Source organism: Paraburkholderia pallida, from assembly GCF_004524855.1.
Lineage (GTDB): Bacteria > Pseudomonadota > Gammaproteobacteria > Burkholderiales > Burkholderiaceae > Paraburkholderia > Paraburkholderia oxyphila.
Window position 1 is genome coordinate 3,266,347 of record NZ_CP038148.1, and the last position, 22,483, is coordinate 3,288,829.

Consider the following 22,483-nt stretch of genomic DNA (forward strand, 5'->3'; position numbering starts at 1 on the left):
CTTGCCTTACCAATGAAACGTTAGGAAGCGAACGGGAGACGAAGCGTTGAACAGACAGCCGCCCACCGGGCTGCCAGGGCTTCGCATCCGGAGCATCAGCACATCCATCGAACCGGCGGAGGCGCAGGCGGCCCGCGTACAACGAACCCGAACGAGGCGTACCGCCCGAAGACCGATCACCGCAGAAAACGGCGCGGCGCCGGGCGGTAGAACCGCGCGGCGCCGCGTTTGGCTTTACTTCGTGTACCGCTTCAAGACGGTGTCAAAGGCACGCCAAAGCCTCAAAACGGCAGCTTCGCGTCCGGCTTCTCGGCGAGGATCACGCGCTTGAAGTCGGCCTGGATGCGCGCGAGCGCCGCGTCGTTATCGGCCTCGAAGCGCATCACGACCACCGGCGTCGTATTCGACGAGCGCGCAAGGCCGAAGCCGTCCGGATACTCCACGCGCAGGCCGTCGATCGTGATGACCTCGTCGGCGCCCGTGAACTTCGCGTTCTGCTGGAGCTTCGCGATCAGCGCGAAGTTCTCGCCTTCTTCTAGCTTCAGTTGCAGCTCGGGCGTGGCGTGCGAGTTCGGCAGGCTGTTGAGCAGCTTGCTCGGGTCGGCCACGCGCGCGAGGATCTCGAGCAGGCGGGCGCCCGTGTACAGGCCGTCGTCGAAACCGTACCAGCGGTCCTTGAAGAACACGTGGCCGCTCATTTCGCCCGCCAGCGGCGCGCCGGTCTCGCGCAGCTTCGCCTTCACGAGCGAGTGGCCCGTCTTCCACATGAGCGGCTCGCCGCCCTTTTCCTTCACCCACTTCGCCAGATTGCGCGTGCACTTCACGTCGTAGATGATCTGCTTGCCCGGATTGCGCGAGAGCACTTCCTCGGCGAACAGCATGAGCTGGCGATCCGGATAGATGATCTCGCCATCCTTCGTGACCACGCCCAGGCGGTCGCCGTCGCCGTCGAACGCGAAGCCCACTTCGGCGTCGGTTTCCTTGAGCGCGCGGATCACGTCCTGCAGATTCTCGGGGTGCGCCGGGTCCGGATGGTGGTTCGGGAAGGTGCCGTCCACTTCGGTGAAGAGCTCGACCAGCTCGCAGCCGAGCGCCTTGAACAGGCGCGGCGCGAGCGCGCCCGCCACGCCATTGCCGGTGTCGACGACGATCTTCAGCGGACGCGCGAGCTTCACGTCGCCCACGATGCGCGCGATGTATTCATCGGCGATATCGTAGTCGGCATAGCTGCCCGAACCCGATTCGAAACGATTCTCGACGATACGCTGATAGAGCGCCTGGATCTGGTCGCCGTAGATGGCCTTGCTGCGCAGGACCATCTTGAAGCCGTTGTAGTCGGGCGGATTGTGGCTGCCCGTGACCACGATGCACGAGTCGATGCTGCGCTCGCCCGAGGCGAGCTTGAGCGGCACGCTGGCCGCGAAATAGCCGACCGGCGTGGGCACCATGCCCACGTTGACGACGTCCACGCCCGCGGCGCGCAGGCCGTCGGCCAGCGCCGCCGAGAGATCGGGACCCGAAAGGCGGCCGTCGCGTGCGATCACCACCGCATCGCCGCCCTGCGCACGCACTTCACTGCCGAATGCCCGGCCGATGGCGCGTGCGGTGTCGTTATCGAGCGTCTTGCCGATAACGCCGCGAATGTCATAGGCCTTGAAAATCGATTGAGAAATCATGGTGAGGCTCACAGTGCGAAGGAAAGTCGGGGATGTATTCGTAACATGATTCGGCGGGTCGGCGGGGCCCGTGGTTACGAAAAGTCTGAATCGTTACAACTATAATTGCCGTTTTTCGGCGTCAGCCGTTGGTTATGTACCTATTTTAATGCCTCGCCGTTTCCTCCAGACGACAAAATCCAGGCCGGATCTGTCCAACCCGGCCCCATGCCTGAGCACACGGCATGCCCATTGCATAGAAGGGGCGCTCCCGCGATGCTGAGCCTCAAACGCTACGCGAACCCCGACGTCAAGCGCGCGTTCGCAAACATCGTGTGGCTCGGCCTCGAGCGCGTCACGCAGATCGCCGTGGCCATCGTCATCAGCGGGGTGCTCGCGCGCTATTTCGGGCCCGATGTGTTCGGCAAGTGGCAATACGCCAACACGCTGCTGCTCGTGCTCGCCCCCATCACCTGGGTCTGCGGCGCCGAAATCCTCGTGCCGACAATTGTGAACAAACCGCGCGAGGAGCTGGGCACCGTGCTCGGCAGCGCCTTTGCGCTGCGCATCGGCGTTTCGGCGGCGGCGCTCCTGATCACCTGGGGCGGGATTGCAATGGGCGCGACCGATCCGCTCGTGGGCGCGATGCTCGCCGGGCTCGCCGTCACGATGCTGTTTCGCGAGCCGTTCGTCGGCGTGATCAACGCCTGGCTGCAGAGCATGACGTACAGCAAGCCGCAGTTGCTCGCGAGCATGAGCACGGCTGTGGTCAAGGCGCTGCTCGTATTCCTGCTCGCGCGCGCGGCCTTCGCGCCCGCCAGCTTCGGCTGGCTCTGGGCGCTCGAATCGGCGGCCATCGGCGCGGCGCTCGTGCTCTATTTCCGGCGCCAGCACGGCGGCAAGCTCGGCTGGCACGTGGACCGCGCGCTCTTCAAGCATTTCGCAACGGCGGGCACCGTGTTCTGGCTCGGGCTCATCTGCATGTACCTGTTCCTGAAGCTCGACCGGCTCATGCTCGAGCGCACGATCTCGTTCGCCGACCTCGGCCGCTACTCGGCCGCGCAGCAGCTCAACGAGAACTGGATCACGCTCGCGCTCATGCTCTCGCAGACGATCGCGCCCGCCTTCGTCTATCGCGTGCAGCAGGCCGCGCAGCTGCGCCGCAACCTCGTGCGCCTCTTCGCGATGACGGCCGCGCTGATGGTTGCAGGCGCACTCGTGCTCGACGCGCTCGCGGGCTTCATCATCGGCCACGTGTTCGGGCCGGACTATGCCGAGGCCATCGGCATCTTCCGCTGGGCCGTGTGGCTCTCGCTGCCTGCGGGGATCGAGGCGATCGGCAACCTCGTCGTGCTCAAATACCAGGCGAAGTTCGTTCTGCTCGCCAAATGGCTGCTCGCGCTCGCGGTGGCGTTCGCCGTGAACCTCGTGGCGATCCCGCGACTTGGCGCCTATGGCGCGCTCGTCGGGCTCGCGGGCGGCTATCTCGCCGCGGCCTGCGTGAACTTCTATTACATCCGCTTCAAGTTGGCTTCATGACGAACTCCCCCGCTGCCGCGCTCCCCAACGCTCGCACCGGCGCACTCGCCGACGTGGCCGTGCTGATGCCCGCTTTCAACGGTCAGGCTGATGTCGAGCGCACGCTCGCCTCGTTCGAGGAAGATGCGCCGGTGTACGCGCTCGTCGTCGACGATGGCAGCACGCCGCCGATCGTTGCGCCGAGCGTGGCGGGCATGCAGATCGAGGTGCTGCGCATAGCGCAGAACGGCGGGATCGAGCGCGCGCTTGAGGCCGGTGTGGAGGCGCTCGCGGCACGCGGCTTTCGCTATGCGGCGCGTATCGATTCCGGCGATCTCGCCGCGCCGCAACGCCTGGCGAAGCAGCGTGCGCGTATGGAGGCCGAGCCGAGGCTTGCCGCGCTCGGCACGTGGACGCAGGTGGTGAATCGCGCGGGTGCGCCGCTGTTCATGCTGCGCCCCGCCGCCGATGCGCGCACGCTGCGCCGCACGCGCATGCTGCGCTCGCCGCTCGTGCATCCTTCGGTGATGCTGAGAATCGACGCGGTGTTGGCGGTGGGAAACTATCGCGTGCAGTACCCAGCCGCCGAGGATCTCGATCTGTTCCTGCGGCTGATGGAGCGTTATGACTGTGCGAACCTGCCCGAGCTCGGGCTCTATTACGAGCTCAACGAAGGCGGCATCAGCGCGACGAAGCGGCGGCGGCAGATTGCGTCTACGCTGCGTTTGCAGGCGCGATATCTGAACGTGCTGAACTGGCGCGACTGGGCGGGGATCGGGAAGAGCCTGCTGCATTTCGTGACGCCGTATGGCGCGTTGCAGCGGGTGAAGCGCGCGTTGTTTGCGCGGGGGACATAGAAGCCGACCGGCCCGCGACGCGGCTGCTGTTGTGTGTCCCTGACTTTGGCCTTTCTATAGATGACTAGCCCCTGTAAGAGGCTCAATTTGTGGTCGGCGCAGGCACGGCGTTATTGTTTTCCGCTTCCTGGTGTACTGGATGCGAGCCTTCAATGCACGCGCGGATCGCCCCGCACAGGATCATCACGAAACCGACGTACAGGAAACTAAGACCGCGCAGTTCGTCGAAGCAGCCAAATGCGAGAAACAGTGGGACATTGATCGCAGCGGCAATCAGAAACGACTGTCTCAGCCTCAAAGGAAGGCGTGGCCACGCCAGGCGCACGAGCACGGCCATCAGGAACAGGTGGACGACGTTGAAACCCTTCGTCGTCAGGACTCCGTAGTTGTATTCGAATTGCAGGTAGTTCAACGCGTTTGAGAGGTACCGCAGGTTCACGCCAAAATTCTGAACCACGACGTCGCCCGCGTTGTGCGCGAACTGCGCCTTGACCACCAGGTTGACAACCACAGCAATGCCAAGCAAAGCACCCTGCACGCCAAGCGTCCGCCTGACTGGAAGTCTGACGCGCAGAAACGGATACAAGGTGAATACGAAGAAGAGGAACGATTCCTTGTTGTACGCGGCGAGCGCGGTCAAGACGGCGAGCGCGAGGATGCGCGCCCTCAACGCATATCGCACCGCGAGCGCCATAAACAGCAGCTCGGCCATATCGTAGTAATAGCCGCCCTCAGCCATCAGCAATGGCAGGATCAGCGCGAACGCGAGCGGCGCCAGCGTCGCGCTGACGGGCTCGGAGCGCAGGTCGAGGCACACACCGCGCAGAACGAGTAGCGCAGCCAGCAACGCCCCGAACGACATCGCGTAGACCATGTAATAGCGCAACGCATAGCGCGCATCGCGGGAATCGGGTGTACCCGCGTAGTACCGGGCGATCGGATGATGTGCCGGCCTGTCATCAAGCAGCAGCGCATCGGCACGCTGCTTCACGCTGGACGGCAATAAGTGCTCGATGCCGTTCGCGACGGACGGCAGCAAGCGCCGATACACATACGGGCGATCCGCAGTGCCGTCGAGCATTTTCGGCAGCGACGCCTCGGGCATTCCGTCTCGCAAATGCCACTTCAGGAAGAAGCCATTGAACGACGCCGACGCGACCAGAAAATAGACGAACACCAGCAATATCTGGCGGCTAGCAATGTGGGAAAGCAGTCGATTGAGCATGGCTACCTCACTGGCTGTCTTCTGAGTGCGCTATGGACTCCGCGGTTCGCCAGCATCGGAATCCCCAGTTTTCGTGGACGTCAAGTTCACGAAATCGACTGCAAACTAGCTGCATATTCGGCAGGGCGCCGGTCGTTGACTATGCGGCAGGCCACATTTCGCAGTGCATCCATGGGCGTAGATGTAGCGTCCGCGCAGGTGATATCCTGGCGTCGCGAACGCATCAGGCTCAATCTAAAAGGCCTGCGTCCCTTGAAGTACAGGACGCAGGCCTTGGGCTCCCACTAGAATTGAATTGTCTAACTTCGCGGGGTCAGTTTATCGTTAAGTGGATACGTACAACCCGCGCGGCAGTCGCGGGCTGCAGGTGTCGCCGGGCCTCGGTCCCAACCCGCAATGCTTCACGCCGACAAGGCAAGCCAGGCTTACCGCCCCTGGCATCCCACTACTGTGTTTTACAGCTCCAGCAGTCTAAAGGCTATGACAGTGAAGCTTGCGAAGCGGATATGGCTAAACCGATAGTTGACGAATTGAAATGAGCGCCTCCCGCCCCTTGGACGGAAGAGGCGACAGAGATGACAACGGCATTAAAAGTGGCCCAGCGCGGAGAGATGGCATCAAGGTGCCGCAAGGGGGCGATCGTAGAGGTCTTCCGAACCAAACCGGAGAGGCCGAAATGAAGCTTACGCCCGTTGGGATTGACATTGCGAAGAGCGTGCTCCAAGTACACCACATAGACGAACAGAGCGGCGAAATTGTCAATGAGCCGATCAGGCGGTCGAAGTTCCTCGAGTATTTCGTCACCCGTCCGCCGTGCCTGATCGGTATGGCGGCGTGCGGCGGTGCCCATCACTGGGCCCGGCAGTTCATGGGGATGGGCCGCCGGTGAAGCTGATGCCCGCCGGGTTCGTGAAAGCGTTCAACTTTCGAAACAAGAAGGATGCAGCCGATGCCCGGGCGATCTGGTTAGCGGTCCAGCAGCCCAGCAAGCCTGTCGCGGTAAAAGCAGAACTGCGGAATGCGATGCTGGCGCGCCACCACATGCGTGAACAACTGGCGAAGTTCCGGTCGATGCAGACTAACGGTCTGCGAGGGCTGCTAGCGAAATACGGCGAAGTGATGGCAAAGGGAGGACGGCGCTCGACAAAGCGATCCCCGAGGTACTTGCTCGGGCAGCAGAACAACTACCTGCGGCACTGAACGACACACTGCGTGAGCAATGGAATGGCCTCACGGAATTGGACAGGCAGATTACTGTGATAGAGCGACGCATGCGTGAGTGAAAGAGAGACGATCACGCGGTAAAGGCGATCAGCGAGATACCCGGCGTCGGACTACTGACCTCGACGGCAGCCGTTGCAATGATAGGTGATGCAAAAGAAGTCGCACGATCACGCTCTGCGTGGCGCGCAGTGTAGCCCATGAGGGGCGAACGCGCAGCGTAGTGCCCAGGACCGACAAGTTAGCGTTCACGCAGATGGTCAGTTACTACCGGACAATGCGCCGGCGAATATGTTTAAACGGCGCGCAGACTATAGGCATGCTTGATTTCGCTTGCTTGACCGATAGGCATTTACCCCAAGCGCGATTATGCGCGATGAGGTGACCACCCGGAAGCGCATTGGCGTCACCGACTATCTGGGAGAGACTGCCGAGTCGAAGGCCGGGTTCGCATTGACCTATGCAGTGGGCGCTGTCGGTGGCGTGCTCACGTTCGTGCCCTTGCGGCTTGACCGGGGAGGACCTGCGGCGCGCCAGTCGTGCGAACTGCAACGCTTCATTGCTGGGCTTCTGGGCCAGGTTGATCGCGTCCTGCACGACAACTTTCGTCCCGGACTTAAACCACGAAGCGATCTTCTTAAAAAGGGCGTTTGGGTTCATAGCTGCGAGTAGAATATGACCGCCGGATAGGCCGGCGCTGACTGACCACAGCTGAAAAACAAATGAAACGCGACAACGACCTGATACTCGATATCCTGAAGCTGCTTGAACAACATAACAACGGCGCAATGCCCCGCTATGACATTATCGAAACGCTTGGGAAGGATAACTACACGCAACGAGACGCCATAATTCATCACCTCTCCATCATGTATGACAGGGGATTTGTTGCTGTAGAGCACGATGGCTTGCGCTTAACCTGGGACGGCCACGACGCTGTCGAGAAAGCCCAGCGCGCCTGATTGTTTCAGTTGACCAAGAAGGATAGGGGCAGCCCTCGCGGCCCGCTCCGTCCCTCGCCACTATGCGTCCCGGTTCGTACCCGGCGGTTCGGATCACTTGATCGACTAACGGCCCATCGAGCAAAGGCCAAGGGAGCGGAAGTACCGGTTCGAAAGTGTGACGCTCAGTGCCAGTCCAATGCTCAGCTGTCACACCTCATGCGCCCAGCCCACAGCTTGCGCGGCAAGGTCGAGGCGATACCGCGCGAAGAACGCCCCGAAGCGGGTCCAGCCGCGCTTCCATTGAAGCCAGCACAAGCACAGGAGACGGTGAAGAATCCATGCATCGAAACGCGAGACCACACTGGGTGCTTCGCAGAAACCAAAGTAGCCACACCAAACGGTGAGATACCGCTTCAACTCGCCGATGCCTTGGGCGCAATGGGTCGTTCGACCTCTACCCTACTCAAGAAGATAAAATCCAGGTACTTTCGCGTGTGTGGCTGCACAACCGCACTCACCAATTCGTTGACTTTCAGCTTGAGCCTGCAGGTGAGGAAGACTTTGAGTTCTGCCATCACCTAGGCAGTTCGCTCTCTACTTCTGTAGGCGTTGCAATTTTCCGGATACCTGACGCATCGCAGACCGCGTCAGTCAAGCTCACGGCTAGAATCGGTTCGCGTAGCGAACCGCATGCGCACCGACTCAAGCTGCGCCGGAAGACGTGACGAGCGCTGACGGCGCCGCGGTAACGCGACGAAGCCAAGACGACGATAGAGCGTCGCGGCCCGCGTGTTGCTCAGGAGTACGTCAAGCACGATCTCGCGCTCGCCCGGCTCCAAGCCCCGTCTGCTTGCCTGTTGCGCATCCAGCGCGTGTTTGAACAGCGCCGTGAACACGCCTGTTCCACGCGCGTCGGAATGCGTTGCGCAGTGTGCGAGGAGCGTCTGCGCGCGACCCGGCTTTGGGAGCTCGCTTTCGAGCACGAGTCCCCTCAGCAACATGGGCACCGTGCGCAGCAATCCGAAGCGACGGAACAACGTCCAGACGACATGCGGGTCGTCGGCGAGAATGCGGCGACCATCATGCGCCGCGAGCACGGCCACTATCTCGCCCTGCGCGTCGACGGCGACTTCATGCCGTCGCCAGGAAAAACGCCCGCCCGAAAGCGCGAACGCATGCTTCAGAAACGCGATGCACTGCTCGGCCGGCAGACCAAGGAAGAATTCGAATTCGTGCTCACCCGACGCGAAAACGAGCGGCGCGCAGGCGGCTGCGTCACTCGCACGAGCGGGACGAAACGAGAGCGCACACGCGTGCGCTGGCGTACGCACTGGCATCTGCAATTCAGTGAACATGGCCACCCCTATCTGTTTGCGATGCGTGCGAGTGCCGCAATAGTATGTGTGATTTGCTCCGGCAAATGAGTCGAGCAGATGAAAAAGCGCAGCCGCGCTGCGCGCTCTTCCACCGCCGGATAGAAGATTGGCTGAACATTGATGCCTTCATCGAAGAGCGCATTGGCCCACTGTGCAGCCTTGAGCGAGCTGCGCGTGATGACCGGCACGACGGCATAACCCGCACTGGTCCCGGTATCGAACCCTGCGGCGCGCGCCTCGCGCAGAAACTGATGTCCGCCCGCCTTGAGCGCCTGCACGCGCTCGGGCTCCGCGCGCAGATGTTCGAGCGCGGCAAGCGAGGCTGCTGCAAGCGCGGGTGCAAGTCCCACGCTGTACAGAAAGCCAGGGGCGAGATGGCGCAGCATGTCGATTAGCGGCTGGCAGCCCGCGATGAAGCCACCGCAGCCGGCGAGCGTCTTGCTCATCGTGCCCATCCACAGGTCGACTTCATCAGACGGCACACCGCAGTGCTCACGAATGCCTCGCCCGCTCTCGCCCAGCACGCCGAGCGAGTGTGCCTCGTCCACCATCAGGAACACGCCGTGGCGGCGACGGATCTCGACGAAGCGTTCGAGTTCCGGATAGTCGCCATCCATGCTGTACAGCCCTTCGAGCACGACCACTACGTTGCGGTATTCATGGCGCACGCGCGCAAGCAGGCTGTCGAGCTCGCGCCAGTCGTTGTGCGCGAACGAGAGCCGTTTCGCGCCGCTCAGCTGCGCGCCCTGCACGATGCTGTTGTGCGCAAGCGCGTCATGCACGATCAGGTCGCCGTGGCCGAACAGCGCGCCAATCACCGTGACGTTGGTGGCGTGGCCGCTCACGAAGGCTACGCAGTCGTCGGTCTCGTAGAACGCAGCAAGCGCGCGTTCGAGCTCGCGCTGTACCGGACGCTCGCCCGCCACCATGCGGCTCGCGGAAACGGAAGTGCCGTAGTGGCCAATCGCGTCCTGCGCGGCCGCCATGACAGAAGGTTCGGAGGCGAGGCCGAGATAGTTGTAATTCGCGAAGTTGATGTACTCGCGGCCGCCGATGGTCGTGGTCGCGCCGGCCATGCCTTCATGTACGCGAAAAAACGGCGACTCGACGCGCAGCGTCTCGCCCATCTGCTTCATGAGCTTGACTTGCTGATACAACGGCATGGCCTCGAAACGCGCACGCGCGTCCCAGGACGCGTCCGCAAGCGCGCCCGTGCGTGCGCCAACTTGCGGCGCCGCGCCGTCCAGTTGCGCCTGCGCCTCGCCTGAGACGCGCTCGAGTTGACGTTTGAGCGCCGCCGCCGCGAGCTGCTTGCGGATCTGGTCTCCCATTCCCATCTGCTGCCTTTACCCCGGTTGTTATTTAGGACACCATTACGCCGCACACTCTGCCCACTCCCACGCATCGGCGTCGGCGAGCAGCGCGGACAGCAGCCTGTAATTCATTTCATGACTCGGTCGCAGCGCGCTCACGCGTCCGAGCAACGGCGCGCCGGCAAGCGCGAGATCGCCTACGAGATCGAGCACGCGGTGCCGCACGAATTCGTCCGGCATGCGCAGGCCGCCGATCACGCGATTGCCGACGATCGACGCCGTGCAGGAGAGGCGCGCGCCGCGCAGGATCGGCGTGCGCTTCACGTAGCCGGCCACGATGGCCGGCAGCGCCCATTTCACACGCCCATACGAACGCGACGGCGCGATCTCCCGCGCGAACACTTCGGGCGTGAGATCGCCCTGCCATAGCATGTCGCCGAAACCCTTGAGATCGTTGCGCACGCTGATTTCATAGCGCACACACGGTTCGACGCGCATTTCGCGGCGTTGCGCGCCCGTCCCGTCGGCGACCACGATGGCCTTTTTCACGCGGAGAAAGCGCTTGGGGCGCGCGAGCGCCGTGCGCCCGCACGCGCGGATCGCTTCGATCCAGGGCGCGGCGCTGCCGTCGAGAATCGGCACTTCTTCTGCGTCGAGCTCTACCAACGCGTGATCAATGCCGCACACGAGCAGCGAGGCGAGCAGATGCTCGACCGTGCGCACACCGGCGCCCGCGTTCGTGCTCCCACTCGCTCCTTCACGCGCACGCAGCATCGTGCAAAGCGGCTGCGCCACGCGCAGCGCGGGATCGGCCCGCAGTGTCGTGACCTGGCGGCCCGCGTGCAAGCGCCGGAACACGATGCCATGCCCTGCTTCGGCCACGGGCCGGATGCGCACCTGAACGCGGCGGCCGGTGTGCAGCCCGTGTCCGGCCATAAGGAGCTCGCGCGCGAGCGTGCCCTCGGTACCCTCCCAACCTGCCGGTGTCCTCATTGAGTCAGCTCTGCTAAAGGCGCGCCAGGATGGGCAATCAGCGTCTGCGCCTCGGCATCGAGCGCGTGCTTGCTGGCGAGATGCGCAAGCGCAGCCGATGTGCTTTGCGCTTGCTGCGCGGAAGCGGTGATCGGCGCGGCCGGGTTGTCGACTGCGTCCTCCTCGGCCGAAGCAATCGAATCGACAATGCGCACGGCAAGCGAATGCACCGTCGCGCCCTCGGCGATCGCCATCACGGAGAGCTTGACCTCGAAGGCCTCCTCGACCGCCATGCCGAGCTCCATGCCCATCAGCGAATCCATGCCCATGTCGAGCACCGAGGTATCGAGCGCCACACGCTCCGGCGCGAGATGCAGGATGCGGGCGATCTGCGCGCGCAGCGTCTCTTCGACGAGCGCGAGCGCCTCGTCACGCGGCAACGCGCACACACGCTCGCGCAGCGGGTCACCGCGCTCGAGGGCGGGCTCGTTATCGCCGTGCGCGTGCAACGCGACGTAGCGGCGAGCCTGGGCTGCCGGCATGCCGCGCGAAAGCGCCTGCCAGTCGAGCCGCACAACGGCCTCGCCCGCGCCACCCGTGAGCAGCGCGCGCTCGAGCGCAGCGAGCGCCTCGCCCGATGTGATCGACACGCCGCCGATACGCGACTGCAGCGCCTCGCGCGTCTTCTCATTGCGTGCGAGGAAGCCCACATCCGCGAGCGGCCCCCATCCCATGCAGGTGCCGGGCAGACCCGCGGCGCGCCTGGCCTCGACGAGCGCTTCAAGGAAGGTGTTGGCGGCCACGTAGTTCGACTGGCCCGGATTGCCGAGCGCGGTCGTCGCCGACGAATACACGACGAAGAAGTCGAGCAGGCAGCCCTGCGTCGCGCGATGCAGATTCCACGCGCCCGCCAGCTTCGGTGCAAGCACGGCTTCGAAGCGCGCATCGTCTAGATTGCGCACGAGGCTGTCGTCGATGTGCATCGCCGAGTGCAGCACGCCCTTGAGTGGCGTGCCGCGCGCAGCGATCTGAGCGACCAGCGAAGCAACCGCCGCCGCGTCAGTCACATCGCACGCGGCCAGATGAACCTGCACGCCGTGCGCTTCGCGCCAGCGCGCGATCTCCTCGCGCGCCTCATGATTGAGCGCGCCGCCGCGACTCGCCAGCGTCAGGTGACGCGCACCCCGCTCGACCATCCAGCGCGCGCTTGCGAAGCCGAGGCCGCCCGTGCCGCCGATCACCAAATAAGCGCCGTTCGCATCGAGGCGCAGCGCATCGGCGTGGGTTGCGCCGCGCGTTGGCGCAGGCGTACCCGCCGGATAGCCGACGAGCACCTTGCCGATCTGGCGCGCCTGCTGCATGTAACGGAACGCCTCTTCGACATGCGCAGCCGGGAACACGCGATACGGCAGCGGATGCAGCACGCCATCGCCAAAACACTGCATGACTTCGCCGAACAGGCGCGTCGTCAGCTCGGGCAGCACGCCCATGAGCTGATCGGCATCGATGCCGAAGTAGCTGATGTTGTTGCGGAACGGCCGCAGACCGATGTGGCTGTTCTCGTAGAAGTCGCGCTTACCCAGTTCGAGGAAACGCCCGAACGGACGCAGCGTGTCGATGCTGCGCACCATCGCCTCGCCCGCGAGCGAGTTGAGCACGACGTCGACGCCCGCGCCGCCCGTGGCTTCGCGAACCTGGTCGGCAAACGCAAGACTGCGCGAGTCGAACACGCGATCCGCGCCCAGCAGGCGAACGAACTCGCGTTTCTCGCGGCTGCCCGCGGTGGCGAAGACTTCGGCGCCCAGATGGCGCGCGAGCTGGATTGCGGCGATGCCCACGCCGCCCGCCGCGCCATGCACGAGTACGCGCTCGCCACGGCGCAATCGAGCGAGCTCGACGAGCGCGTACCACGCGGTAAAGAACGTGGTCGGAATAGTCGCCGCCTCTTCGAAGCTCATCGAGGCCAGCTTATGCGTGATCGCACCCGCGCGCGTGACGACGCGCGTGGCGAACGACGCCGGTGCGAAACCGAGCACGGCGTCGCCAGCGCTGAACGACGTCACGTCGGCGCCGACGCGCGTCACGCGCCCGGACAGCTCCATGCCCACCGTCGCGCCCGCGAAGCCGGTTTCCACGGCCTCGTCGGAGAGCAGGCCCATCGCATACATGACATCGCGGAAATTCAGGCCTGTCGCGACGGGCTCGATTTCGACCTCGTCGGCTTCGAGCGCGCGCTCGGGCAACGCGAACCATTCGAGATTGCGCAGCGAACCGGGGGTGTCGAAGGCCAGCATGGCGGGTTGTTCGCCACAGGAGCCGGATGGTGCGTCACGCCGTTGCGCCTCGGCGGCATTGAGCATGCGCGGCACGAAGCGGCCGCGGGCGGTAAGCAGCACTTCCTCTTCGGCATCTGCCGAGAGCAATTCGTCCGCGAGCGCGACGAACGGGTCTTCGCACGCCGACGAAACGTCAATCAAACGGCAACCGAGTTCGGGATGCTCATTGGCCAACACGCGGCCCAAGCCCCAGAGCGTCGCCTGCTCGGGGCGGCGCGGCGTGGCGTCTGACGTGCGGCTCGTGCTGGACGCGAAAGGCGCGCCGTCCTGAGTCACCACGCTCAACTGCACCGGCAAGCCAGCCGCGGTCAGCTCGCGCACGAGACGCGCGAGCGCAATCGACGTCGCGCGTTGCGTGTGCATGACGGCAGCGCCGTCCGCATCGGCGGACAAGACCACATCGGGCGCGACGAACACGAGATGCAGCGGCGCACCGCCGCGCGCAGCACTCGCGGCGTGCAGCGTCTGTGCCACCGCGGACTGCGCAATGATCTCAACGTCACCGCCGCGCGCACGCAGCGCGAAAGCGAGGCTATCGACGCGTGTATCGGCTGCATCGCCCGCGTGGATGAGCAACCACGGTGCGTTGGGCGTCTCCTGCGCGCCCGATGCGTTCGGCAACGCAAGCCGCGCTTCGTTTGCCGTTGCGCGCGAAGGAGCACGGGCGACGACTAGCGCGGGCGTGCCCTCCATCTCCATGCCCTGCTCCACGTACGACACGACATCGGTGAAACCCGCCGCGTCGAACAGACTCACGATCTGCGCCGCGCCAAGCGGCGCCGGCGTTGAAACGCGAGACGGACCGAACACGAGATCGGCGAAACGGCCGCGGCGCGGTTCCGCAAACACGACGAACGCGCCCGGCGCGAGCCAGCCGCGCAGCGCGCTCAGTGCCGCGAGCGGGTCGCGCTGGCCGGCCAGCAGCTGATTCGTGATCACGACGTCGTAGGGCGCGTCGTCATCGGCTTTGAGCGTCAGGCGCTCACCCGTGCCGAGCGTCACGAACCGCGCGGCATGTCCGCCTTCGGCCGCCAGCGCGGCCTGCTGCGAGGCGGTGCACGCAATCGCGTAGTCGCAGCGCCCGACCGGCAACGCTACTTCGAGCGGACGCGGCACATCCACGTCCACGCGGACGATCTCGAGCACGCGCAGGCGGCGCGGCGCTTGCCATGCCGCCACCACGCGCGCCGTGAACGCGCTGATCAGCGCACGGACGTGCGACCACGTCGGCGACGCCTCGAAGAAGTGCTCGACGAGACTGTTGCTCGTCGGCGACATCAATTGCTCCGGCTTCATCTCCCCCGCGAGGAGTGCCGGCAGCGCTGCGCCGCAGTGCGCGAGCAGCGTCAACTCGGCGACGTGTGCGGGAGACTGTTCGAGCAGGCTGCGCCAAAGATCGTCGACGGGCGGCAGGGCCTCACAGGCTTCGGTGTCGCGCACGAGGCGATCGCCCTCCCAACGCGCGAGGCCGTCCTCGACGAGCATCGCCGCAAGGCGCGCCGTAAGCGCGGGCAGCGGACTCGCAGGCAGCGCCGGGGCATTGAATGCGCCGATCGCATCGAGCGCGCGCAGCGCATAGCCGCTCGCCAGCACATCGATGAGCGGCAGCACTTCGGTCAGATGCATCTCGCGACGCCCTTGCGCGTCGCGCATGGCGAGCGCGCTTTGCGCCTCGCCGAGCAACGCGGCCGATGCGGGCAGCGCAGAAGCATCGAAGCCGCCGGCGAGCGGCCGGGCTTCGAGGCGCCAGGCATAGTGCGACGGCGCGGCATGGCGGCGCGCGTGCAGATCGACGCGGCGAAAACGGCAGTGCGCGAGTCGCGCGACCACGTGTGCAGCGACGTCGAGGAAATGGAACGAGACGACGACCGAATGCGGACTGCGCCGCTCGACCACAGCCAGCACCTGGCGGATCGTGTCGCCGCGCAGAAAGTCGATGCGGCCAAACTGCACTGGCAGCCAGGCCGCGCGATCGCCGCCGTGGGCGCGCGTCAGAGCGAAAAGCGGATGGAAGCCGCTATCGAGCAAGGCCGGATGCAGACGGTAGGCCGCGGCATCGTCGGCGGCCTGCGGCGCCGCGAGATCGGCCAGCACCGCGTCACCCGCCGCACGCACCGAAAGGACGCGGCGAAACGCTGGACCGTAGGCCAACCCGATCGATTCAGTCGCGGCGTAGAGCGTCTGCGCATCGATGGCGGGCTGCGCCGAAAGCGTTTGCAGCATGTGCGTGTCGATGGCGCTTGCGGCATCGAGCGTATTGCCGCTCGCGAGCAGGCGGCCCACGACGTTCGTCGACCACGCGTCGCCACTCATGCGCTCGCACGTTTCGATCGTGAACGCCGCGGTGCGCGCATCGATGCTCAGGCGGAATCGTTTCGCCTGCTGAGACTGGAAGACCACCGGCTGGCGAATCTCGATGTTTTCGAGCGCACAAGAGTCAGTCGAGAAAAACACGCGCGCGGCGGCCAGCGCCATCTCTACGAAGCCGGCGGCCGGGAACGTCACGCCGCCGTCGACCACGTGATCGGCGAGATACGGCAGGCGCGCCGGATCGATCTGGTTTTCCCACGCGAACGCATGCTCGTGCAACCGGTAGCCAAGTAGCGGATGCTCGCGGCGACGGTTCACGAGGCCGTAACCCTCGACGGTGGGCATCAGCCAGTAACGCTCGTGCTGCCATGGGTAGCGCGGCAACGCGGCGGCATTGACTGCGGCGGCGTCAGCTGGCGGCACAAGGCGCGCGAGATCGACACGCGCACCGTGTGCTAGCGCTGAAAGCAGCGCACGCTGCAGCGTAGACGCACTGTCGTGCTGACGCTTGAGCGTCGCGAGCGTGGCGCCCGCGATCTTGAGCGCATCGAGCGACTGCTTCACGTACGTGCGCAGGATCGAATGCGGACCGACTTCGACAAAAAGGCGCGCGCCCGCCTGTGCGAGTTGCGCGACAGCGTCGCCGAAACGCACCGGCTCGCGGATGTTGCGCCACCAGTACGCGGCGTCGAGCGCCGAGCCTTCGAGCGGCGCGCCCGTCACCGTGGAGACGAAGCGGTGCGTGCCGTCGACGGGACGAAGATCCGCCAGCCCCTCGCGCACCATCGCTTCGATGCCATCCATGTGACGGCTGTGGAACGCGTAGTCGAGATCGAGGAGCTGGAAGAAGGCCTTTTCCGGCTGAAGCGCCGCCTGTATCGCCTCGAGCCCTGCAAGCGAGCCAGCAAGCGTGACCGATTGCGGGCTGTTCATGCCAGCGAGTTCGACGTCGGCGGCAAGGCCAAGCTGATCGATCAATTCACGCGCCCTCGGCTCGCCGATGCCCGCGGCGGCCATGCGACCGGCGCCGCGCGTGAGCGCCTGAGCACGGCTGCGCACCTTGACGACGTGCACAGCGTCTTCGAGTGTCAGCGCGCCCACTGCCCACGCCGCCGCGACCTCGCCCACGCTGTGCCCGGCGCAAGCCTCCCACTCGAACCCGCGCGCTTGCATCACGCGCACTATGCCCACCTGGAGCGCGAAAAGAAGCGGCTGGCCGTATTCGGTTGCCGAAAGCACCACGGTGTCGGCGCCCGCTTCGAGCAATGCCAGCAGCGATTCGCTGCCGCCGACGCACCACAGCGCATCCACTTCGGCGACGGCGGTACGGAACACGCCATCTTCAGCGAGCAGTTGCTTGCCCATCAGCGGCCATTGCGAACCGTTCCCCGAGAACAGCAAGGTGACGGGAGCGTCGTCTTGCACCGCCTGTGCCTCGACCACGGCGCCAGACAGCACTTCGTCCGTGCGCGCCGCGAGCGCGGCCAGCGCTGCGCGCGCTTCCTCCATGGTTGCGGGTGCAACGACGACTCGCGTTTCGAGCCATTGACGGCGGTGCGCAGCGGCCGCCGCGAGCGTGCGCCAGGGCACGCCCGCGTCCAGACGCTGCAGATAACGCGTTGCCAGCGCGGAGATCGCCTTCGGCGAACGCGCGGTGAGCACGAGCGGCGCGAACGGCTCATCATCCGTGTGCGCTTGCGGCGCGTCTGACTGCGTGGCCGGTGTGACTGGAGCGGCAGGCGCCTCGGTCAGCACGACGTGCGCATTGGTGCCGCCAAAACCAAACGAATTGACGCCGACCACGAGCGGCCGGCCCTGCGCGTCGAGCGGCGTGTAACGGTCGGCTACGCGCAGACGGCCGCCCTCGAAATCGATATTCGGATTGGGGACTTCGAAGTGCAGCGAACGCGGCACGGCGCGATGCCTCAGGCACAACACGGCCTTGATGAGCCCTGCCATACCCGATGCGGTTTCCAGATGGCCAATGTTGGTCTTCACCGAGCCGACGAGCAGCGGACGCTCGGCAGGACGTCCCGCGCCCGCGACCTCGATCAGTGCGCGCGCCTCGATCGGATCACCGACGGCCGTGCCCGTGCCGTGCGCCTCCAGATAGTCGACCGTATGCGGATCGACGCCCGCTCGACCATAGACTTCGCGTAGTAGCGCGGCCTGCGTCTGCGCACCCGGCACGCTGATGCCGCCCTGTGAATAGCCGTCAGAGTTGACGCCCGAGCCGGCAATGACGGCGTGGATCGCGTCGCCGTCGGCGAGCGCGCGCTCAAGCGTCTTCAGTACGACGATCGCGCCGCCCTCCGAGCGCACGTAGCCGTCGCCGGTTGCGTCGAAGGCGCGGCAGCGGCCGCGCGGTGAGAGCATCGACGCCTTCGAAAAGCCCACGAAACCGTACGGATGCAGCAGCAGGTTCACGCCGCCCGCGAGCGCCATTTCGGCCTCGCCGTTCTGCAGCGCCTTGACCGCCTGATGCAGCGCGACGAGCGAGGACGAGCAGGCCGTGTCGATCGACATGCTCGGGCCGCGAAGATCGAAAAGATAGGAAATGCGGTTGGACGCGATGCTTAGCGTGTTGCCCGTGGCCGAATACGGGTCCAACGAGCTCAGGTCGTCCATGCTGCGATTGCCGTAATCGGAGCTCGCCACGCCGACAAACACCGCGCACGCGCGGCCTCGCATTTCGCCCGGCCGCACACCGGCGTCCTCGAACGCCTCCCAGCTCAGTTCGAGCAATAGGCGCTGCTGCGGGTCCATCTGCGTCGCCTCGCGCGGCGAGATGCCGAAGAACGCGGCATCGAAGCCCGAGACGTCGTCGAGCACGCCCGCGGCGAACGTGTAGCTCTTGCCGGGCTCACGCTTTGACGGATGCTGATAGAACTCCGTGCCGAAACGGTCTGCGGGAATTTGTGTGATGGCGTCTTTTTCGCCTTCCAGCAAACTCCAGAACTCCTCCGGCCCCTGCACGCCCCCAGGAAACCGGCACGACATGCCGACGATTGCGATCTTGCTGTTCATATCTTTTCTGTTCTCTCTGACATGCCGGTCGACACGTCGCACGCTTTTGCGGGCCCCATGGCCTGGAGCACAGCGGCGCCGAGATTCTCGACGGGCAAGTCCTGCTTCGCGGCGGAATGATCTCCGAAATTCCGCCAGATGAAGTAGTTGCTTTGGCTTGGTACTTTGCCAAGCCGATCGAATATATGAGGCAGCGCGGGCACGTGGTCGCCATAGAAGCAGAGCACGGTGTCGCGGCGGCGGGTGCGCAGATACGCTAGCAGGCGGCCGATCATGGCGTCGGCGTTTGCTACATGGCGCAAATACGCGGTGAGATCGCGCCACGCCGGGTCGTCGCCGAACGAGTGGTAGTTCGCGGCCTCGCCTGCTTCGACACGCTCCAGATGCAGCGGGCCGTGGTTTTCCATCGTCATCGCGAAGATGAACTGCGGCTTCGCCGTGCCAGCGTCCAATATCGAGATAATAACGTCAGCAACCGCCGCATCGGAAACATATGGGCCTGCACGCAACGCATCGGCGAAATATCGGACATCGAGAAACTTGTCGAAGCCCATTAGTGGTAATGCGCGTTCGCGGCCAAAAAAATCCGCATAATAGGGATGAATGGCGAGCGTTTCATAACCGCTGCGCCGAAACCAGCTCGCGATCGACGCGCAAGCCCGCCGGACGAATGCGTACGGATAAAAGCGCGCATAACCGAGCCTTTGTGACGCTAATCCGGTCAACAATGAGAATTCCGTACGCATTGTATTGGCGCCCCAGGCGGGCACGGAAAGCGCGCCATGCTGCACAGATTCATTGCAAGCACAATCGAAGTGCGTGAATAGCGCTGAATCGATTGCCGATGAAATGCATCTTGCATCGAAAAAAGATTCGCTCTGGATCACGATGACATCCGGGCACTGCCCGGGAATGCCGCCCGTTGCAAACGGACTCGTTGCGCCCGCATTTTGGAGCGCGTCGAAAGTTGCGGGACGCAGGCCGTTCAGCAGATAAGCGACAAAGACCGCAAAAAAGCCATGATGCTCGACATCGGCGGAAGGAGCGAGCGTCAGTGGCAGCCTTCGCGCCAGCGCGCACGACGCCAGAAAGGTCGCGATGGTGATGAGCAGTGCTGCAAGCCCCGGACGCGGCGTCAGCGGCGGCTCCGCGAGATAGCCGCCGGCCACCGCCAGCACGCCAATGCCGATCGCGACGACCTTGGCCGTGCTCAGAAACGGGAGATATAGGCGCGGGTGGGAGAACAACTGGCTGAAAAGGCTGAGGTCGGTGAATACGAACGGCTCACGTAGAGATTCGTACTTTGCGTTGCTGACCAATGCAACGAGCGCGACGAGCGCAATCGTACCGCACGCCGAGAACGCTGGGCGCGCAGTGACGAGCAGGAACAGTGACGCGACGCAGATCACCGCCAACGCGTGCAGCGCCCACGCGCTGGCCACTCGCCGCACTGGGCCGCGAGGAGCGGCCAACCGGTCGGGCGCGAAGGACGCACCGACCGCAATCGCGAACATGAGCCAGAGCGTGCCGCTCAATTTGCGTCTTTCCCGCGCGGCTGATACGAGAGCCGGTTCAGAATCGCGTCTGCGACAGTCGGCGGCAGGAGCGTCAACAGGCGCATGCCGAACGCGAGCAAGCCTGGAAACGCAATTTCGGCGCGGCCGGCGTCGATCTTGCGGCGGATGTGGGCTGCGGCCTGATCGGCGCTCCACATGAAAAGCTTGTCACCCGGGAAAACATCGCTCATCGCCGTCTTGACGAAACCCGGCAAAATCACCGTCATGCCGACGCCATCGCGCCGCAGGATCGGGCGGACCGAATCGGCATACGCCTTGACGGCCGCTTTACTCGCGCAATACGCCGGGGAAATCGCCATGCCTCGCAAGGCGGCAATGGACGCCACCATGGCGATGCGGCCGCGGCGCCGTTTGCGCATTTGGTCGACAACTGGCAGAACGGCATGCATTGTGCCGTAGAAATTGGTGTCGACGACCCGTGCCGTGCGCTCGAGCCCTTCCCAGTCGGCCGCACTGGCTAGCGTGCTGGCCACGCCGGCGTTGGCGATCAGAAGGTCGATGGGATACGCCGTGTCGAATTCGTCTAGCCAATGCTGCATGGCGGCGGCGTCGCGAACGTCGATGGTTGCGGTGACAACTTTGGCGCCTAGAGCGCGGCAGTCGCTGGCACTGGATTCGAGGGCGGTAGTGTCACGACCGATTAGGCCGAGGATCGCGCCAGATCGGGCGTAGACTAGCGCAAGTGCGCGGCCTATACCAGCGCTTGCGCCTGTGATGACGATATGTCGGGGGAATGCATTACGCATGTTCCGCCGCCTCGAGTCGCTGCGCCGCACCTGCAACTGCCATCTCTATACCGCTCTTCGTGTAAAAGTCGCCGTTGATCTGAGTATGGTGGATGATGTAGTCGAGGAAGCACTGATATAGATGCATGTCCGGAGGTTCGGCGTGGCGCCAGAAGTCGTCAAGCGATCCTTGCCACGTCATGCCCGGCATGTTGTAGATGGCGGTGCCGAGGGTCATGAGGGGGCGGCGATGGTGCAATGCTGACAGACCTACCGTGCTGTTAACAACGACTACACCCCGTGCTTGATCAAGCAAAGTGGGCAAATGGCCCGCATCGATGAAACGCAATCGCTCTCCGAGACCGATTGGCCCGGCAATTCGCTGCGCAAAGCGTCGGTAATCGATCAGACCCGTGTCAAGCGGATGGTTCTTGATCACCAACCGAGCGTCGGAAGGCGCGTTGCGCGCGAACGACAGCAAGACTTTCTCGATCGCGTCGCGAACGCCGTCGAACGGCGAATGGACGACGATTTGCGAGTCCGAATTCAGTTGGAGCGGGAAGAGGTAATAAGGGCATCCGGACTCCAGCACCTCACGAGTGACTCGCTCGGCACCTCGATGATGGTGACGCTCACGCAATACCCTAGTGGCCAAGCCCAAATACTCAAAGAAGCCATTCCTCGGACGGTGGCTCCGGTAGTGCGGGAAATGCATTGCAAAGAGCGCATTCGCCATCCGATAACGGATGTCGTGGTACGTGCGCTCAAAAAGGTTGTAGCCGGTAGCCTTACCGGCCGGGCTGCAGGGCGTGACGGTACGCTTATCGCGATACCATGCCGGATCACGCGGGAGTCGTGAACGACCGTTGACGCCGTATTTTTCCAATGTCAACCAATGTGGACGGACATACCCCTCTTCGAAAACATGGACCTGTAAGCCGAATCGCTGCGACACCGGGTGCATGTGGCGATGAATCTCGCGGCAGTCCCCAAACATTATGACGTCCGTGAAATCGCCGGTGTTGGCAAGATCTTGGTACCAGAGTGGCAGTTCCGCAATTGGACCCCGATAATTCCAGGCTTTATCGGCACCACCGTAGATGAGGTCCCCACCGCAGAAGTTAATCCTGCGTACTGTGTGTCTGCGCTGCCGTAGCAAGCTGGCAAGCCGGCTGAAAAAGGGCGAGGCCGTGCCCTGCAAAACAAGGAATGAGCGAGGCATTAGTTTGTTCTACTTGGCGGCAAATCGGGGCCTCACCGGAACGCACGCCTACCCCCGCGGTGCCTTTGGCGTGGTGAGCCCCGTGACGCTATTTGAAATTGCGTAGCTGTGTCGAAAAATCGATAATACCCCATTCAACGGTAAATCAATATAGCACCGGAGCCTTTTTTGGAAGGGCGCTCATTCAATCACGATGCTCTGGCGT

At 64.1% G+C, this 22,483-nt stretch carries 14 protein-coding genes and 1 pseudogene; 5 read left to right on the forward strand and 10 right to left on the reverse strand.

Annotated elements, in window-relative coordinates; genetic code table 11:
• Window positions 1–281: 281 nt before the first annotated feature.
• On the reverse strand, window positions 282–1,676 hold the full coding sequence (locus tag E1956_RS14850; protein WP_134750019.1) for a phosphomannomutase/phosphoglucomutase: 1,395 nt from the start codon (window positions 1,674–1,676) through the stop codon (window positions 282–284).
• A 255-nt stretch (window positions 1,677–1,931) separates the two neighbouring features.
• Here E1956_RS14850 and E1956_RS14855 point away from each other — a divergent pair, with 255 nt between their 5' ends.
• Together E1956_RS14855 and E1956_RS14860 are read left to right on the forward strand one after the other, a co-directional pair.
• Complete coding sequence (locus tag E1956_RS14855) at window positions 1,932–3,194, forward strand: oligosaccharide flippase family protein (RefSeq protein WP_134750021.1); 1,263 nt, start codon at window positions 1,932–1,934, stop codon at window positions 3,192–3,194.
• A complete protein-coding gene (locus E1956_RS14860) occupies window positions 3,191–4,030 on the forward strand; it encodes a glycosyltransferase (RefSeq protein ID WP_134750023.1) in 840 nt (279 codons plus the stop codon). The genes E1956_RS14855 and E1956_RS14860 overlap by 4 nt, the downstream gene beginning before the upstream one ends.
• Before the next feature lie 82 nt (window positions 4,031–4,112).
• Here the strand turns inward: E1956_RS14860 and E1956_RS14865 are convergent, their stop codons facing one another.
• Entirely contained in the window at window positions 4,113–5,255 is a 1,143-nt protein-coding gene (locus tag E1956_RS14865) for a hypothetical protein (protein WP_134750025.1), read from the reverse strand.
• A 676-nt stretch (window positions 5,256–5,931) separates the two neighbouring features.
• Between E1956_RS14865 and E1956_RS14870 the strand changes: the two are divergent.
• From E1956_RS14870 to E1956_RS14880, 3 genes and pseudogenes are all read left to right on the forward strand, one after another.
• A pseudogene (locus E1956_RS14870) lies at window positions 5,932–6,661 on the forward strand (IS110 family RNA-guided transposase); the annotation flags it as partial.
• A 196-nt stretch (window positions 6,662–6,857) separates the two neighbouring features.
• Window positions 6,858–7,148, forward strand: a complete 291-nt coding sequence (locus E1956_RS14875) for a hypothetical protein (RefSeq protein ID WP_134750027.1) — start codon at window positions 6,858–6,860, stop codon at window positions 7,146–7,148.
• 50 nt (window positions 7,149–7,198) lie between these two features.
• Window positions 7,199–7,438, forward strand: coding sequence for a DUF2513 domain-containing protein (locus tag E1956_RS14880; RefSeq protein WP_134750029.1), 240 nt, complete (start codon window positions 7,199–7,201; stop codon window positions 7,436–7,438).
• A 189-nt stretch (window positions 7,439–7,627) separates the two neighbouring features.
• On the opposite strand, the gene E1956_RS47710 is transcribed toward E1956_RS14880, so the two are convergent.
• The 8 genes from E1956_RS47710 to E1956_RS14920 form a co-directional block, all read right to left on the reverse strand.
• Window positions 7,628–7,846 (reverse strand): group II intron maturase-specific domain-containing protein, encoded by a 219-nt coding sequence (locus E1956_RS47710; RefSeq protein WP_134750666.1) that lies wholly within the window; start codon window positions 7,844–7,846, stop codon window positions 7,628–7,630.
• A 221-nt stretch (window positions 7,847–8,067) separates the two neighbouring features.
• Entirely contained in the window at window positions 8,068–8,775 is a 708-nt protein-coding gene (locus E1956_RS14890) for a GNAT family N-acetyltransferase (protein WP_134750031.1), read from the reverse strand.
• Window positions 8,776–8,783: 8 nt separating this feature from the next.
• On the reverse strand, window positions 8,784–10,133 hold the full coding sequence (locus tag E1956_RS14895) for an aminotransferase class I/II-fold pyridoxal phosphate-dependent enzyme (RefSeq protein WP_134750033.1): 1,350 nt from the start codon (window positions 10,131–10,133) through the stop codon (window positions 8,784–8,786).
• 36 nt (window positions 10,134–10,169) lie between these two features.
• Entirely contained in the window at window positions 10,170–11,102 is a 933-nt protein-coding gene (locus E1956_RS14900; RefSeq protein ID WP_134750035.1) for a UDP-3-O-acyl N-acetylglycosamine deacetylase, read from the reverse strand.
• Entirely contained in the window at window positions 11,099–18,754 is a 7,656-nt protein-coding gene (locus E1956_RS14905; protein ID WP_134750037.1) for a type I polyketide synthase, read from the reverse strand. Before E1956_RS14905 ends, E1956_RS14900 begins: the two co-directional genes overlap by 4 nt.
• The gene (locus E1956_RS14910; protein ID WP_134750038.1) at window positions 18,751–20,289 is read right to left on the reverse strand and encodes an LTA synthase family protein; all 1,539 of its coding nucleotides are present in this window, start codon (window positions 20,287–20,289) and stop codon (window positions 18,751–18,753) included. The genes E1956_RS14905 and E1956_RS14910 overlap by 4 nt, the downstream gene beginning before the upstream one ends.
• Entirely contained in the window at window positions 20,286–21,077 is a 792-nt protein-coding gene (locus E1956_RS14915) for an SDR family NAD(P)-dependent oxidoreductase (RefSeq protein ID WP_134750668.1), read from the reverse strand. Before E1956_RS14915 ends, E1956_RS14910 begins: the two co-directional genes overlap by 4 nt.
• On the reverse strand, window positions 21,070–22,278 hold the full coding sequence (locus E1956_RS14920) for a capsule biosynthesis protein (RefSeq protein WP_134750040.1): 1,209 nt from the start codon (window positions 22,276–22,278) through the stop codon (window positions 21,070–21,072). Before E1956_RS14920 ends, E1956_RS14915 begins: the two co-directional genes overlap by 8 nt.
• Window positions 22,279–22,483: the final 205 nt, after the last annotated feature.

Bases quoted from the DNA above. Each gene is read 5' to 3' on its own strand.
- E1956_RS14850 (WP_134750019.1), bottom strand. From the start codon at position 1,676: ATGATTTCTCAATCGATTTTCAAGGCCTATGACATTCGCGGCGTTATC.
- E1956_RS14855 (WP_134750021.1), top strand. From the start codon at position 1,932: ATGCTGAGCCTCAAACGCTACGCGAACCCCGACGTCAAGCGCGCGTTC.
- E1956_RS14860 (WP_134750023.1), top strand. From the start codon at position 3,191: ATGACGAACTCCCCCGCTGCCGCGCTCCCCAACGCTCGCACCGGCGCA.
- E1956_RS14865 (WP_134750025.1), bottom strand. From the start codon at position 5,255: ATGCTCAATCGACTGCTTTCCCACATTGCTAGCCGCCAGATATTGCTG.
- E1956_RS14880 (WP_134750029.1), top strand. From the start codon at position 7,199: ATGAAACGCGACAACGACCTGATACTCGATATCCTGAAGCTGCTTGAA.
- E1956_RS14890 (WP_134750031.1), bottom strand. From the start codon at position 8,775: ATGTTCACTGAATTGCAGATGCCAGTGCGTACGCCAGCGCACGCGTGT.
- E1956_RS14895 (WP_134750033.1), bottom strand. From the start codon at position 10,133: ATGGGAATGGGAGACCAGATCCGCAAGCAGCTCGCGGCGGCGGCGCTC.
- E1956_RS14900 (WP_134750035.1), bottom strand. From the start codon at position 11,102: ATGAGGACACCGGCAGGTTGGGAGGGTACCGAGGGCACGCTCGCGCGC.
- E1956_RS14905 (WP_134750037.1), bottom strand. From the start codon at position 18,754: ATGAACAGCAAGATCGCAATCGTCGGCATGTCGTGCCGGTTTCCTGGG.
- E1956_RS14915 (WP_134750668.1), bottom strand. From the start codon at position 21,077: ATGCGTAATGCATTCCCCCGACATATCGTCATCACAGGCGCAAGCGCT.
- E1956_RS14920 (WP_134750040.1), bottom strand. From the start codon at position 22,278: ATGCCTCGCTCATTCCTTGTTTTGCAGGGCACGGCCTCGCCCTTTTTC.